The organism is Streptomyces sp. NPDC046379 (genome assembly GCF_055587785.1).
This window is the reverse complement of the sequence record NZ_JBVJFP010000004.1, coordinates 150,330-166,469: the sequence shown is the minus strand read 5'-3', so window position 1 is coordinate 166,469 and position 16,140 is coordinate 150,330. Positions and strand designations below refer to the sequence as shown.

The 16,140-nt window shown below is 71.1% G+C and carries 1 protein-coding gene; it reads left to right on the top strand.

What is annotated here, in order from left to right:
* Window positions 1-15,912 (top strand): SDR family NAD(P)-dependent oxidoreductase, encoded by a 15,912-nt coding sequence (locus ACZ6KF_RS09895; RefSeq protein WP_469237979.1) that lies wholly within the window; start codon window positions 1-3, stop codon window positions 15,910-15,912.
* Window positions 15,913-16,140 lie beyond the last annotated feature (228 nt).

Genomic DNA, 16,140 nt, shown 5'->3' with positions numbered 1-16,140 from the left:
GTGAGCACATCGGTGGAGCAGGTCGTCGAAGCACTGCGCAAGTCCCTGCTGGAGAACGAACGGCTGCGCAAGGAGAACGGCAGCCTCACCGCCGCCGCCAACGAACCCATCGCCATCGTCGCCATGGGCTGCCGGTTCCCCGGCGGCGCAGCCACGCCCGAGGACCTGTGGCGGCTCGTCACCGACGGCGCCGACCTGGTGACCCCCTTCCCCGACGACCGCGGCTGGGACCCCGGCGTCTACGACCCGGAACCCGGCAAACCCGGCAAGAGCTACGCCCGCGAAGGCGGCTTCCTGCACGACGCCGCCGACTTCGACGCCGCGTTCTTCGGCATCTCCCCACGCGACGCCCTGGTCATGGACCCCCAGCAGCGCCTGCTCCTCGAAGTCTGCTGGGAGACCCTGGAACGCGCGGGGATCGACCCCACCACCCTGCGCGGCAGCCGCACCGGCGTCTATGCGGGCGTGATGTACCACGACTACGACGGCGGCAGCGCGGGAAGCTTCGTCTCCGGCCGCGTCGCCTACACCCTGGGCCTGGAGGGCCCCGCAGTCAGCGTCGACACCGCCTGCTCGTCCTCCCTGGTGTCCCTGCACCTCGCCGCGCAGGCCCTGCGATCCGGCGAGTGCTCCCTCGCCCTGGCCGGCGGGGTCACCGTGATGGCGACCCCCGAGATGCTCCTGTACTTCAGCGAACAGCGGGGCCTCGCCCCCGACGGCCGCTGCAAGTCCTTCGCCGGCGCCGCGGACGGCACCGGCTGGGCCGAGGGCGCCGGCATCCTGCTGCTGGAACGCCTGTCCGACGCCCGTCGCAACGGCCACCCCGTCCTCGCCGTGATCCGCGGCTCCGCCGTCAACCAGGACGGCGCCTCCAGCGGCATGACCGCCCCCAACGGACCGGCCCAGCAACGGGTCATCCAGCAGGCGCTCTCCGCGGCGGGCCTGACCGCCGCCGACGTCGACGTGGTCGAGGCCCACGGCACCGGCACGGTCCTCGGCGACCCGATCGAGGCCCAGGCCCTCCTCGCCACCTACGGCAAGGGCCGCCCGGCGGACCGGCCCCTGTGGCTCGGCTCCGTCAAGTCCAACATGGGCCACGCCCAGGCCGCCGCGGGAGTCGCCGGCGTCATCAAGATGGTGCTGGCCATGCGGCACGGACTGCTGCCGCGCACCCTGCACGTCGACCAACCCTCCCCGCGCGTCGACTGGACGACCGGCAACGTCCGCCTCCTCACCGAGAACCGCACCTGGGAACGCCCCTCCGCGGGAGCCCCCCGGCGGGCCGCCGTGTCCTCGTTCGGGCTGAGCGGCACCAACGCCCACGTGATCGTGGAGCAGGTCCCGTCGTCGGTGGACGAGGTGGAGAGGCCGGTGGCTGGGGTGGGGTTGCCGGTGGTGCCGTGGGTGGTGTCGGGTAAGTCGGCGGCTGCGTTGGCGGGGCAGGCGCAGAGACTGCTGCTGTCGGTGGGTGCTGGGTGTTCGGCGGTGGATGTGGCGTATTCGCTGGCCACGTCCCGGGCTGGGTTCGAGCATCGTGCGGTGGTGGTGGGGGACGGCTCCGATGTCGGGGTTCTGTGTGGTGGGCTGGCTGCGGTGGCGGCTGGTGTGCCGGGGCCGGGTGTGGTGTCGGGGGTGGTGCGTCGGGGTGGGCGGACGGCGTTCTTGTTCACGGGGCAGGGGGCGCAGCGGCTCGGTATGGGGCGGGAGTTGTATGCGGCTTATCCGGTGTTCGCGGCGGCGTTCGATGCGGTGGCGGGTGAGCTGGATGTGCTTCTCGACCGGCCTCTTCGCGAGGTGGTGTGGGGCGAGGACGAGGGGCTGTTGGAGCGGACCGGCTTCGCTCAGCCTGCGTTGTTTGCGTTTGAGGTGGCGTTGTTCCGGTTGTTGGAGTCGTGGGGGGTGCGGCCGGACTTCGTTGCGGGGCATTCCGTTGGCGAAATCGCTGCGGCGCATGTGGCGGGTGTGTTGTCGCTGGCGGATGCGGTGCGGTTGGTGGCTGCTCGGGGCCGGTTGATGGAGGCGTTGCCGGCGGGTGGGGCGATGGTGGCGGTGCAGGCGTCCGAGGACGAGGTACGGCTGCTGCTCACCGGCGATGTCGGCATTGCCGCGGTCAATGGCCCGCAGGCGGTGGTGGTCTCGGGTGCGGAGAGCGCGGTGTCGGAGGTCGCGGCTCGTTTTGAGGCCGAGGGGCGGAAGACGACCCGCCTGGCGGTGTCCCACGCGTTCCACTCGTCGCTGATGGAGCCGATGCTCGCGGAGTTCCGTGAGGTGGCGAGTCGGCTGACGTATGGGCAGCCGGGGATAGCGGTGCTCTCGACGGTGAGCGGTGCTCTCGCGGAGGAGATGGCGACTCCCGGGTACTGGGTGCGGCAGGTCCGGGAGGCGGTCCGCTTCGCCGACACCGTCCGCGTGCTGGAGGCCGAAGGCGTCACCCGTTTCCTGGAGCTGGGCCCGGACGGTGTGCTGGCAGGGATGGCTCGCCAGAGCGTGGACTCCGAGGACGCGGTCGTGGTGGCGTCGTCGCGTCGGAATCGTCCCGAGCCCGAGACGCTGGTCACTGCGCTGGCCCGGCTGCATGTCTCCGGTGCGGCGGTGGATTGGGACGCGTTCTTCGCCGGGACCGGCGCGCGGCGGGTCGATCTGCCGACGTACGCCTTCCAGCGGGAGCGCTACTGGCTCGACGTACCGCGTAACTCCGGAGACGTTGCGTCGGCAGGGCTGGTGCCGACGGGGCATCCGCTGCTCGCCGCCACGGTCACGCTGGCCGACTCGGACGGCATCGTGCTCACCGGACGCCTTTCGACACAGGTCCAGTCCTGGCTGGCCGATCACCGGGTGGGCGATGCGCTGCTGTTTCCCGGCAGCGGCTTCGTGGAGCTGGCCATGCGGGCGGGCGACCACGTGGGATGCGACGCGCTGGAAGAGCTGGCGCTCCACGCTCCGCTGGTGCTGCCCGAGTCCGGCGGCGTGCAGGTGCAGGCCGCGGTGGGTGCGGCGGACGGTTCCGGACGTCGCACGCTCTCGGTGCATTCGCGTGCCGAGGACCGGGCGGACGGGGCGTGGACGCTGCATGCGGAGGGTGTGCTGGCCCCGGCTGGTCCGGAGCCGGAGTTCGAGTTGTCCGCGTGGCCCCCGTTGGATGCGGTCGCGATCGATCTGGCGGGTGCTTACGAGGAATTGGCCCGGCTCGGATATGAGTACGGCCCGATGTTCCGAGGGCTGGGGGCGGCCTGGCGGCGCGGCGACGAGTTGTTCGCCGAGGTGGCGCTTCCGGACGCGTCCGCCGTCGAGGGGTTCGGCATTCATCCGGCGTTGCTGGATGCGGCGATGCATGTGGCTCTGGTCGGTGGTACCGAGGGTGGTGAGCCGGTGCTGCCGTTCGTGTGGAACGACGTGCGGTTGCATGCGGTGGGTGCGTCCGTGGTGCGGGTGCGGGTGACGCGGCCGACGTCGGAGAGCCTGTCGGTGCAGGTGGCTGACGCTTCCGGGCGACCGGTGGTGTCGGTCGGATCCGTTGTCGGGCGTGCGGTGTCGGCCGAGCAGCTTGGCACCGCGCATGACGAGTCGCTGTTCCGTGTGCGGTGGAGTCCGCTGTCGGGTGCTGCGATTGCCGGGACGGAGTGGACGACCTGGGAAGAGCTGCCCGCAGAGGGTCCTGTCACGGGGACCGTGGTGCTCATGTGCGCCGCGGTCGAGGGTGACGTGCCGGCGGCGGTGCGGGCGGGGACGTATCGGGTCCTGGACGTCGTACGGAAGTGGCAGGCCGACGAGCGGTTCGCCGGGGCGACGCTGGCGGTCGTGACGCATCGGGCCGTGGCCACCGAGGCCGGTGCGCCGGTGGATGTGACGCAGGCTCCGGTGTGGGGGCTCGTGCGCGCGGCACAGGCCGAGAACCCGGGGCGCTTCGTTCTGGTGGACACCGATGAATCGTCCGGCGGGGTGGGCGCTGCTCTCGCGGCGGGTGAGCCGGAAGTGGCGGTGCGGGAGGGCCGGGTGTTCGTGCCGCGGCTCGTGCGGCTGGAGGTGCCGGTTCGGGGGGACCGGGTGGTGTGGGATGCCGCGGGCACGGTGCTGGTCACGGGTGGTACCGGTGGTCTGGGTGCTCTGGTGGCGCGGCACTTGGTGGTGGAGCACGGTGTACGGCACCTGGTGCTGACCAGCCGCCGTGGCCTGGAGGCTCCCGGGGCTCAGGAGTTGCGGGCGGAGCTGGGTCGGCTGGGCGCCGAGGTCGCGGTCATCGCGTGCGATGTGGCGGACCGTGCGGCGCTCGAGGACGTTCTGGCCTGGATACCCGACGAGCGTCCGCTGCGGGGTGTCGTGCATGCGGCCGGTGTGCTCGATGACGGGTTGGTGGGGTCGTTGACGCCGGAGCGCGTGGACGCCGTGCTCGCGGCGAAGGCGGACGCGGCCTGGTATCTGCACGAGTTGACGCGGGACCTCGACCTCACGGCGTTCGTGCTGTTCTCGTCGGTCGCGGGGACGCTCGGTTCGACCGGACAGGCCAACTACGCGGCCGCCAACGCCTTCCTGGACGCGCTCGCCCTGCAGCGCCGGGCGGAAGGGCCGCTGCCCGCGGCATCGATGGCGTTCGGGTTGTGGGACGTCGGCCTGGGTGGCGAGCTGGCGGCTGTCGATGTGGAGCGGATGCGACGGGCGGGGATGCCCGCGTTGTCCGTGGAGGAGGGGCTGGCGCTGTTCGACGCGAGTGTGGCGTCGGGCGAGGCTGCCGTGGTGGCGGTGCGGTGGGACCTGGGGGTGCTGGGCGGGTCGGATGCCGTGCCGCCGCTGCTGCGCGGGCTGGTGCGGGTGCCGGGTCGGCGGGTGGCGCGAGTGGCGGGGGGTGTGGACGGCTCGGCGTTGCGGGGCCGGCTGGCGGGTCTGGCGGGTGTGGATCGTCGGCGGGTGGTTGTGGAGTTGGTGCGGGGGCATGTGGCGGGTGTTCTCGGGCATGCGTCGGTGGATGCGGTGGCGCCGGACCGGGCGTTCGAGGAGTTGGGTTTCGATTCGCTGACCGCGGTGGAGTTGCGGAACGCGTTGAACGCGGCGGTCGGGCTTCGGTTGCCGGCGACGTTGGTGTTCGATCAGCCGACGGCTGAGGCGGTGGCCGATCACCTTCTGGCGCTCCTGGACGGCAGGGCCGAAGCCGACGCCGCTGCGGTGGCTCCCGTCCGGCGAGTTGGCAATGACGACGACCCCGTGGTCATCGTCGGCATGGCCTGCCGGTTCCCGGGGGGAGTGTCGACCCCGGAGGAGCTATGGCGGCTGGTCGCCGATGGCGTGGACGCCGTCACCGACCTTCCCGGGGACCGCGGTTGGGACCCGGGCATCTACGACCCGGAACCGGGCGCTCCGGGCAAGACCTACGCCCGTTCGGGCGGATTCCTGCACGAAGCCGCCGAGTTCGACGCGGACTTCTTCGGTATCTCCCCGCGTGAGGCGTTGGTGATGGATCCACAGCAGAGGCTGCTGCTGGAGACGTCCTGGGAGGCGTTCGAAAGGGCCGGGATCGACCCGGCGACACTCAAGGGCAGCTCCACCGGTGTCTATGCGGGCGTGATGTACCACGACTACGGCGGGGGCAGCGCCGGCAGCTTCGTCTCTGGCAGGGTCGCTTACACGCTCGGGCTGGAAGGGCCCGCGTTGACGGTGGACACGGCGTGTTCGTCGTCGTTGGTGTCGTTGCATTTGGCGGCGCAGGCGCTGCGGTCGGGGGAGTGCTCCCTGGCGCTCGCCGGCGGCGTGACGGTGATGGGGACGCCGGAGACGCTGGTGTACTTCAGCGAACAGCGCGGACTCGCCCCCGACGGGCGCTGCAAGTCCTTCTCCGATGCGGCAGACGGAGTCGCGTGGGGTGAGGGCGCCGGGGTCTTGCTGTTGGAGCGGTTGTCGGATGCGCGGCGGAATGGGCATCCGGTGCTGGCCGTGGTGTGTGGGTCGGCGGTGAATCAGGATGGTGCGTCGAATGGTCTGACGGCGCCGAACGGTCCGGCGCAGCGCCGGGTGATCCGGCAGGCGTTGGTGAATGCGGGCGTGTCGGCGGCGGATGTCGATGTGGTGGAAGCGCACGGTACCGGCACCCGGTTGGGAGACCCGATCGAGGCACAGGCCCTGCTCGCCACCTACGGCCAGGACCGGTCGCATGACGAGCCGTTGTGGCTGGGGTCGGTGAAGTCGAATCTGGGGCACACGCAGGCTGCTGCGGGTGTCGCGGGGGTCATCAAGATGGTGATGGCGATGCGGCACGGGGTATTGCCGCAGTCGCTTCATGCGGGCGAGCCCAGTGGGCAGGTGGACTGGTCCGAGGGCCGCGTCGAGCTGCTACGAGAGGCGGTGGTGTGGCCGGATCGGGGGCGGCCGCGTCGTGCGGGGGTGTCGTCGTTCGGGCTGAGCGGGACGAATGCGCATGTGATCGTGGAGCAGGTCCCGTCGTCGGTGGACGAGGTGGAGAGGCCGGTGGCTGGGGTGGGGTTGCCGGTGGTGCCGTGGGTGGTGTCGGGGCGGACGGCGGCTGCGTTGGCGGGGCAGGCGGAGAAGCTGCTGCCGGTGGCTGGTGGGTGCGATGTGCTGGATGTGGCGTATTCGCTGGCCACGTCCCGGGCTGGGTTCGAGCATCGTGCGGTGGTGGTGGGTGAGGGTGTTGAGGCTCTGCGGGACGGTCTGAGTGGTGTGGCGGCTGGTGTGCCGGGGCCGGGTGTGGTGTCGGGGGTGGTGCGTCGGGGTGGGCGGACGGCGTTCTTGTTCACGGGGCAGGGGGCGCAGCGGCTCGGTATGGGCCGGGAGTTGTATGCGGCTTATCCGGTGTTCGCGGCGGCGTTCGATGCGGTGGCGGGTGAGCTGGATGTGCTTCTCGATCGGCCGTTGCGGGATGTGGTGTGGGGCGAGGACGGAGGGCTGTTGGAGCGAACCGGCTTCGCTCAGCCTGCTCTGTTTGCGTTCGAGGTGGCGTTGTTCCGGTTGGTGGAGTCGTGGGGGGTGCGGCCGGACTTCGTTGCGGGGCATTCGGTCGGTGAGGTGGCTGCGGCGCATGTGGCGGGTGTGTTGTCGCTGGCGGATGCGGTGCGGTTGGTGGCTGCTCGGGGCCGGTTGATGGAGGCGTTGCCGGCGGGTGGGGCGATGGTGGCGGTGCAGGCGTCCGAGGACGAGGTACGGCCGCTGCTCACCGGCGATGCCGGCATTGCCGCGGTCAACGGCCCGCAGGCGGTGGTGGTTTCGGGGTCTGAGGACGCGGTCACCTTGGTCACCGCCGAACTGGAGGCCCGGGGCCGCAGGACGACCCGGCTTGCTGTCTCGCATGCGTTCCACTCGGTGTTGATGGAGCCGATGCTGGCCGAGTTCCGTGAGGTGGCCGACGGGCTTGCCTTCGGGCGGCCGGGGATAGCGGTGCTCTCGACGGTGAGCGGTGCTCTCGGCGAGGATCTGACCGATCCCGGTTACTGGGTGCGCCAGGTCCGGGAACCGGTCCGTTTCGCCGACACCGTCCGCGTCCTGGAGGCCGAAGGAGTCACGCAGTTCCTCGAACTCGGCCCCGACGGTGTGCTTACCGGAATGGCTCAGCAGTTGATCACGGAGGAGCACGCCCTGCTGGCGGCAGCCTCCCGTCGTAACCGCCCGGAACCCGAAACCCTTGTCACCGCACTCGCCCAGCTCCACGTCCACGGCGTGGACCTGGACTGGGAGGCATTCTTCACCGGCTCCGGTGCGCGGCGGATCGACCTGCCGACCTACGCCTTCCAGCGCCGCCGATACTGGATGAACGCGCCCACTACGGGCAGCGAAGCCGTCGAGGTCGGTTTGACGTCTGCTGGGCATCCGTTGCTGGGTGCGGTGGTGCCGTCGCCGGATTCGGACGGGGTGACGTTCACGGGTCGGTTGTCGCTGGGTTCGCACGGGTGGATTGCGGATCATGCGGTGCTGGGCCGTGTGTTGTTGCCGGGTGCGGGTTTCGTGGAGCTGGCGACGTGGGTGGGGGACCAGGTCGGTTGCGGGGTTGTGGAGGAGCTGGCGCTGCAGGCGCCGCTGGTGCTGTCCGGGTCGGGTGGTGTGCGGGTCCAGGTCGTGGTGGGTGCGGGGGACGGTTCGGGCCGTCGTACGGTCTCGGTGCATGCGCGTGCGGAGGAGCAGGCGGACGGGGCGTGGACGCTGCATGCGGAGGGTGTGCTGGCCCCGGCTGGTCCGGAGCCGGAGTTCGAGTTGTCCGCGTGGCCGCCGGCGGATGCGTCTGCGATTGATCTGGCGGGGGCGTATGGAGGGCTTGCCGGTGTCGGGTATGAGTACGGGCCGACGTTTCAGGGGCTGAAGTCCGCTTGGCGGCGTGGTCGGGAACTGTTCGCCGAGGTGGAGCTGCCGGGTGAGCCGGCGGGGTTCGGCATTCATCCGGCGTTGCTGGATGCGGCGATGCATGTGGCTCTGATCGGTGGTACCGAGGGTGGTGAGCCGGTGCTGCCGTTCGTGTGGAACGACGTGCGGTTGCACGCGGTGGGTGCGTCGGCGGTGCGGGTGCGGGTGACGAGGCCGACGTCGGAGAGCCTCACACTTGAGGTGGCCGATGCTTCCGGCCGGCCGGTGATGTCGGTCGGGTCGGTCGTCGGACGCCCGGTGTCGGCGGAGCAACTGGGCACCCCGCGTGATGAGTCGCTGTTCCATGTCGAGTGGAGCCCTGTGGCTGCCACAGCTGTGACCGACGGGCAGTGGACGGCCTGGGAGGACCTGGAAACGGACGGGTCGGTGTCGGGTGTGGTGGTCTTCGACTGCGCCACGATCGATGACGGTGTTCCGGCGGCGGTGCGGGCGCACACGCACCGTGTGCTGGACGTCGTACAGGATTGGCTGGCCGGGGAGCGGTTCGCGGAGGCGACGCTCGCCGTCGTCACGCACGGGGCCGTGGCCACCGAGGCCGGTGCGCCGGTGGATGTGACGCAGGCTCCGGTGTGGGGCCTCGTGCGCGCGGCACAGGCCGAGAACCCGGGGCGCTTCGTTCTGGTGGACACCGATGAATCGTCCGGCGGGGTGGGCGCTGCTCTCGCGGCGGGCGAGCCGGAAGTGGCGGTGCGGGAGGGCCGGGTGTTCGTGCCGCGGCTCGTGCGGCTGAAGGTGCCGGTTCGGGGGGACCGGGTGGTGTGGGATGCCGCGGGCACGGTGCTGGTCACGGGTGGTACCGGTGGTCTGGGTGCGCTGGTGGCGCGGCACTTGGTGGTGGAGCACGGTGTACGGCACCTGGTGCTGACCAGCCGCCGTGGCCTGGAGGCTCCTCAAGCTGTCGATTTGCAAGCAGAGTTGGAGGAGTTGGGCGCCGAAGTCGTGATCGCCGCCTGTGACGTCGCCGACCGGGAGTCGCTCGCGAGGCTGTTGGGCGCCGTTTCGGACGAGCGTCCGCTGCGGGGTGTCGTGCATGCGGCCGGTGTGCTCGATGACGGGTTGGTGGGGTCGTTGACGCGGGAGCGCGTGGACGCCGTGCTCGCGGCGAAGGCGGACGCGGCCTGGTATCTGCACGAGTTGACGCGGGGCCTCGACCTCACGGCGTTCGTGCTGTTCTCGTCTCTGGCCGGGACCCTCGGTTCGGCGGGGCAGGCCAACTACTCGGCGGCCAACGCGTTTCTCGACACGCTCGCCCGGCGCCGAAGGGCGGACGGCCTCCCTGCGGTGTCCCTCGCGTTCGGGTTATGGGACGTCGGCTTGGGCGGAGGCATGACCGCCGCCGGCGCGGAGCGGATGCGACGGGCGGGGATGCCCGCGTTGTCCGTGGAGGAGGGGCTGGCGCTGTTCGACGCGGGCGTGGCGTCGGGCGAGGCTGCCGTGGTGGCGGTGCGGCTGGACGTGGCAGTGCTGCGGGAGGCCGAGGCGGTTCCTGCGTCATTGCGTGGGCTGGTGCGGGTGCCGGGTCGGCGGGTGGCGCGGGTGGCGGGGGGTGTGGACGGCTCGGCGTTGCGGGGCCGGCTGGCGGGTCTGGCGGGTGTGGATCGTCGGCGGGTGGTTGTGGAGTTGGTGCGGGGGCATGTGGCGGGTGTTCTCGGGCATGCGTCGGTGGATGCGGTGGCGCCGGACCGGGCGTTCGAGGAGTTGGGTTTCGATTCGCTGACCGCGGTGGAGTTGCGGAACGCGTTGAACGCGGCGGCCGGGCTTCGGTTGCCGGCGACGTTGGTGTTCGATCAGCCGACGGCTGAGGCGGTGGCCGATCACCTTCTGGCGCTCCTGGACGGCAGGGCCGAAGCCGACGCCGCTGCGGTGGCTCCCGTCCGGCGAGCTGGCAATGACGGCGACCCCGTGGTCATCGTCGGCATGGCCTGCCGCTATCCCGGTGGGGTCACCACCCCCGAGGATCTGTGGCGACTCGTGGCCGACGGTGTCGACGCGATCTCGGACCTTCCGGCCGACCGTGGGTGGGACGAGAACGTCTACGACCCGGAGATCGGCAAACCCGGCAAGACCTACACCCGAGCCGGCGGATTCCTGCACGATGCCGCCGAGTTCGACGCGGACTTCTTCGGCATTTCGCCGCGTGAGGCGTTGGTGATGGATCCACAGCAGAGGCTGCTGCTGGAGACGTCCTGGGAGGCGTTCGAAAGGGCCGGGATCGACCCGGCGACGCTGAAGGGCAGTTCGACCGGTGTCTTCGCCGGCGTGATGTATCACGACTACGGAGGCGGGGGCAGCGCCGGCAGCTTCGTGTCCGGCAGGGTCGCTTACACGCTCGGGCTGGAAGGGCCCGCGTTGACGGTGGACACGGCGTGTTCGTCGTCGTTGGTGTCGTTGCATTTGGCGGCGCAGGCGCTGCGGTCGGGGGAGTGCTCCCTGGCGCTCGCCGGCGGCGTGACGGTGATGGGGACGCCGGAGACGCTGGTGTACTTCAGCGAACAGCGCGGACTCGCCCCCGACGGTCGGTGTCGTTCCTTTGCTGCGGGTGCTGGGGGTACGGGGTGGGGTGAGGGTGCTGGGGTTTTGTTGTTGGAGCGGTTGTCGGATGCGCGGCGGAACGGGCATCCGGTGCTGGCGGTGGTGTGTGGGTCGGCGGTGAATCAGGATGGTGCGTCGAATGGTCTGACGGCGCCGAATGGTCCGGCGCAGCGGCGGGTGATCCGGCAGGCGTTGGTGAATGCCGGGTTGCGTGGTGCGGATGTGGATGTGGTGGAGGCGCACGGTACGGGCACGGTGTTGGGTGATCCGATCGAGGCGCAGGCGTTGCTGGCGACGTATGGGCAGGACCGGCCGGTGGGTGAGCCGTTGTGGCTGGGGTCGGTGAAGTCGAATCTGGGTCATACGCAGGCTGCTGCGGGTGTTGCGGGGGTCATCAAGATGGTGATGGCGATGCGGCATGGGGTGTTGCCGCGGTCGCTGCATGTGGATGAGCCCAGTTCGCGGGTGGACTGGTCCGAGGGCGATGTGGTGTTGCTGGGGGAGGCGGTGGTGTGGCCGGATCGGGGGCGGCCGCGTCGTGCGGGGGTGTCGTCGTTCGGGCTGAGCGGGACGAATGCGCATGTGATCGTGGAGCAGGCTCCGGAGGTTGAGGGGGCGGAGTCCCGGGCGTCGGCTGGGGTGGGGTTGCCGGTGGTGCCGTGGGTGGTGTCGGGTAAGTCGGCGGCTGCGTTGGCGGGGCAGGCGCAGAGACTGCTGCTGTCGGTGGGTGCTGGGTGTTCGGCGGTGGATGTGGCGTATTCGCTGGCCACGTCCCGGGCTGGGTTCGAGCATCGTGCGGTGGTGGTGGGGGACGGCTCCGATGTCGGGGTTCTGTGTGGTGGGCTGGCTGCGGTGGCGGCTGGTGTGCCGGGGCCGGGTGTGGTGTCGGGGGAGGTGCGTCGGGGTGGGCGGACGGCGTTCCTGTTCACGGGGCAGGGGGCGCAGCGGCTCGGTATGGGGCGGGAGTTGTATGCGGCTTATCCGGTGTTCGCGGCGGTGTTCGATGCGGTTGTCGGTGAGTTGGATGCGCTTCTCGACCGGCCTCTTCGCGAGGTGGTGTGGGGCGAGGACGAGGGGCTGTTGGAGCGGACCGGCTTCGCTCAGCCTGCGTTGTTTGCGTTTGAGGTGGCGTTGTTCCGGTTGGTGGAGTCGTGGGGGGTGCGGCCGGACTTCGTTGCGGGGCATTCGGTCGGTGAGGTGGCTGCGGCGCATGTGGCGGGTGTGTTGTCGCTGGCGGATGCGGCGCGGTTGGTGGCTGCTCGGGGCCGGTTGATGGAGGCGTTGCCGGCGGGTGGGGCGATGGTGGCGGTGCAGGCGTCCGAGGACGAGGTACGGCCGCTGCTCACCGGCGATGTCGGCATAGCCGCGGTCAATGGCCCGCAGGCTGTGGTGGTTTCCGGGACGGAAGAGGCCGTCATGGCCGTCGTGGATGTGCTGGAGGCCCAGGACCGTAGGACCACGCGGTTGGCGGTGTCCCACGCGTTCCACTCGGTGTTGATGGAGCCGATGCTCGCGGAGTTCCGTGAGGTCGCGAGTCGGCTGACGTATGCGCAGCCGCGGATAGCGGTGCTCTCGACGGTGAGCGGTGTTCTCGGCGAGGACCTGACCGATCCCGGCTACTGGGTGCGCCAGGTCCGGGAACCGGTCCGTTTCGCCGACACCGTCCGCGTCCTGGAGGCCGAAGGAGTCACGCAGTTCCTCGAACTCGGCCCCGACGGTGTGCTTACCGGGATGGCTCAGCAGTCGATCACGGAGGAGCACGCCCTGCTGGCGGCAGCCTCCCGTCGTAACCGCCCGGAACCCGAAACCCTTGTCACCGCACTCGCCCAGCTCCACGTCCACGGCGTGGACCTGGACTGGGAGGCGTTCTTCACCGGGACCGGTGCGCGGCGGGTGGACCTGCCGACCTACGCGTTCCAGCGCCGCCGCTACTGGGTTCCGCCCGTGACACCCCACACCGACGCCACCGCCGCCGGCCAGACGGCTCTGGACCACCCGGTCCTGGCCGCCGCGGTCCCCGCCCCGGACGGACAGACCGTCACCTTCACCGCCCGCCTGTCCGCCACCACCCACCCCTGGATCACCGACCACGACGTCCTGGGCACCGTCCTGCTCCCCGGCACCGCCTTCGTCGAACTCGCCGTCACCGCAGGCAGCCACCTTGGCTGCCCCGCCCTGGAAGAACTCGCTCTCCAAACCCCCCTCACCCTCCCCGCCACCGGCGGCATCCAGGTACACGTCCTGGTCGGCGCCCCCGACACCTCCGGACGGCGCGGCGTCACCATCCACTCCCGCCCCGAAACCCACGAGCAGGACGCCTGGACCCTCCACGCACAAGGCACCCTCACCCCACCCACCCCCCACACCACCCCCCAAACCACCCCCGACCCCGCCCCCTGGCCCCCCACCGGCGCCACCCCCCTCGACCTCACCCACGCCTACGACCGCCTCGCCGGCCTCGGCTACCACTACGGCCCCGCCTTCCAAGGCCTAACCTCCGCCTGGCAACACGGCCACGACCTCTACGCCAACATCACCCTCCCCGACCACACCCACCCCGACGCCACCCGCTTCACCCTCCACCCCGCCCTCCTCGACGCCGCCCTCCACCCCGCCCTCCTCGGCATCTCGGATGAAGACGGCACCGGCCGGCCCATGCTCCCGTTCGCTTGGGAAGGCGTCGAACTCCACACCCCCGGCGTCTCCGAGGTGCGAGTGCACATCACCCGCGCGCCGCACGGCGACGGCATCGCCCTGCGCATCACCGACCGGAACGGCTTGCCGGTGCTGTCCGTGAAAACTTTGGTGTCACGCCCGGTGACGGCGGAACAACTGGGCCACGGCACCGGCGACTCACTGTTCGTCATCGAATGGAGTGCCCTGCGGCCCAGCGGCGAGACAACGCCCACGCCCCCGGAGCTGACGGCCTGGGAGCAACTGCCGGCCGAAGGACCGGTAACGGGCGTGGTCGTGCTCCACCCCACTCAGCCCGCCGAGCCCGCCGAGCCCGCCGAGAGGACCGGAATCGACGAGACTGCCGGCCTCCGTCACCACGCCGACATCCCCACCACCGTCCGCAGAACCACAGAACACGTCCTCACCGCCCTCCAGACCTGGCTGGCCGACGAACGCTTCGCGGACGCCACCCTCGCGGTCGTCACCCACCACGCGGTCGCCACCACCGAGGGAGCCTCCGTGGACGTCACCCAGGCGCCGTTGTGGGGCCTGGTCCGGGCCGCGCAGGCCGAGAACCCGGGCCGCTTCCGCCTCGTCGACACCGACGAGGCGACCGTACCTCCCACCGCCCTGGCACTCGGCGAGCCGGAGATGGCCGTACGAGGCGGCCGAGCATTCATCCCCAGGCTCACGCCCCTCGACGCCCCACCGAAGACGGAACCCCCTGCCGACACCGCCGGTCCCGCCTCCGCCGCCCCCCACCCCCCCTGCACGCCTTGGCCCTCCGACGGCACCGTCCTGATCACCGGCGGCACCGGAGGCCTCGGCGCCCTCCTCGCTCGCCACCTCGTCACCGAGCACGGCGTCCGCCACCTCCTCCTCACCAGCCGCCGCGGTCCCGAGGCCCCGGGCGCCGCCGCCCTGCGCTCCGAACTGACCGGGGCCGGTGCCGACGTCACCGTCGCAGCCTGCGATGCCGCCGACCGGGAGGCGCTCGCCGCCCTGCTGGCCGGCATTCCGGACGACCGTCCGTTGCGCGCCGTCGTGCACGCGGCCGGCGTGGCCGACAACGGCCTGATCGGCGCGCTCACCCCCGAGCGACTGGACGCCGTCCTCGCGCCGAAGGCGGACGCGGCCTGGCACCTGCACGAGCTGACCGCGGACCTGGACCTGACCGCGTTCGTGATGCTGTCGTCGGCCGGTGGACTGGTGATGGCGGCCGGGCAGGGCAACTACGCGGCGGCGAACGTCTTTCTGGACGCGCTCGCCCATCACCGCCGCGCCGCAGGGCTCCCCGCGACGGCCCTGGCCTACGGACTGTGGGGCGTGAGCAGCGGGCTCGCCGCCGAACTGGGCGAGGCCGACCTGGAACGGATGCGGCGTTCCGGCACCCCGCCGCTCTCGGCCGAAGAGGGCCTGCGCCTGTTCGACGCGTCCCTCACAGCAAGCACGCCGACCACCCCGACGACCCCAACCACCACTCCCACCACCCCAACCACTCACACAACCCGAACCACTCCTACAACCGAAACCACTCCCACGCCCGCACCCCCAGCCGCCCCCGTCCCCCTGCGCATCGACCGAGCCGCCCTGCGCAACCGCCCGGACGAAGTCCCCGCCCTCCTGCGAGGGCTGGTGCCCGAGAGCCGTCACCGAAAGGCGGCGCCCGGTACGGCAGGACCCACCTCCGACGCGGGCGACGCACTGCGGCAGCGGCTCGCCGTCCTGGACGACGACCAGCGTGCCCGCGCCGTGCTGGACGCGGTCCGCGGGCATGTCGCCGGCGTCCTGGGCCACGCGTCCGGTGAGGACGTCGAACCCCACCGCCCCTTCGGGGAACTGGGCTTCGACTCGCTCTCGGCCGTCGAACTGCGCAACGGGCTCAATCGGGCCACCGGTCTTCGGCTGCCCGCGACCCTGGTGTTCGACTACCCGTCCGCCGCAGCCGTCGCCGACCACATCCACGAACTCCTGCGGCCGGTCCTCGACGGGACGCGTTCCGGCTCGCGGAACGCATACGCGAACGCCCTGTCCGCCGTCGACGCCGAACTCACCCGACTGGAGACGCTGTTCGCGCAAGTGGAACACGATGAAACCGGTGAAAAGGAACGCGACCGGATAGCGGCCCGATTGCGGGCGATCGCCTCCAAATGGGCCGACGGCCACCCGGCGTCGGACTCCGCCTCCGCCATCGCATCCGGCCCCGTCACGGCCTCCGCCTCCGCCTCCGTATCCGCCTCCACGGACAGGACCGGAGCGGACGACGACGGAACGGATTTGAGCGACGTCACGGCGGACGAGCTGTTCGACATCCTCGACGGCGAGCTGGAGACCCCTGCCCAGTGACCCGGACGCGGTGAGGGGGACGCCTGACCTGGGCGTCCCCGCACCCCAGCAGCCGGTCTAGGGGTGACTGGGGTGCGGTTAAGGGTCGGCCCAGGTTGGCCCCCACAAAGGTGGTCCGTAGCCTCGAGCCGGCGCGGAAGTCCTTGACGAAGGGCCCGCCGACGACGGAAACCGAGCCCGGGGCAATCGACCGGGGGAAACCGATCGGGGAAACCCAGACCGGGAAAC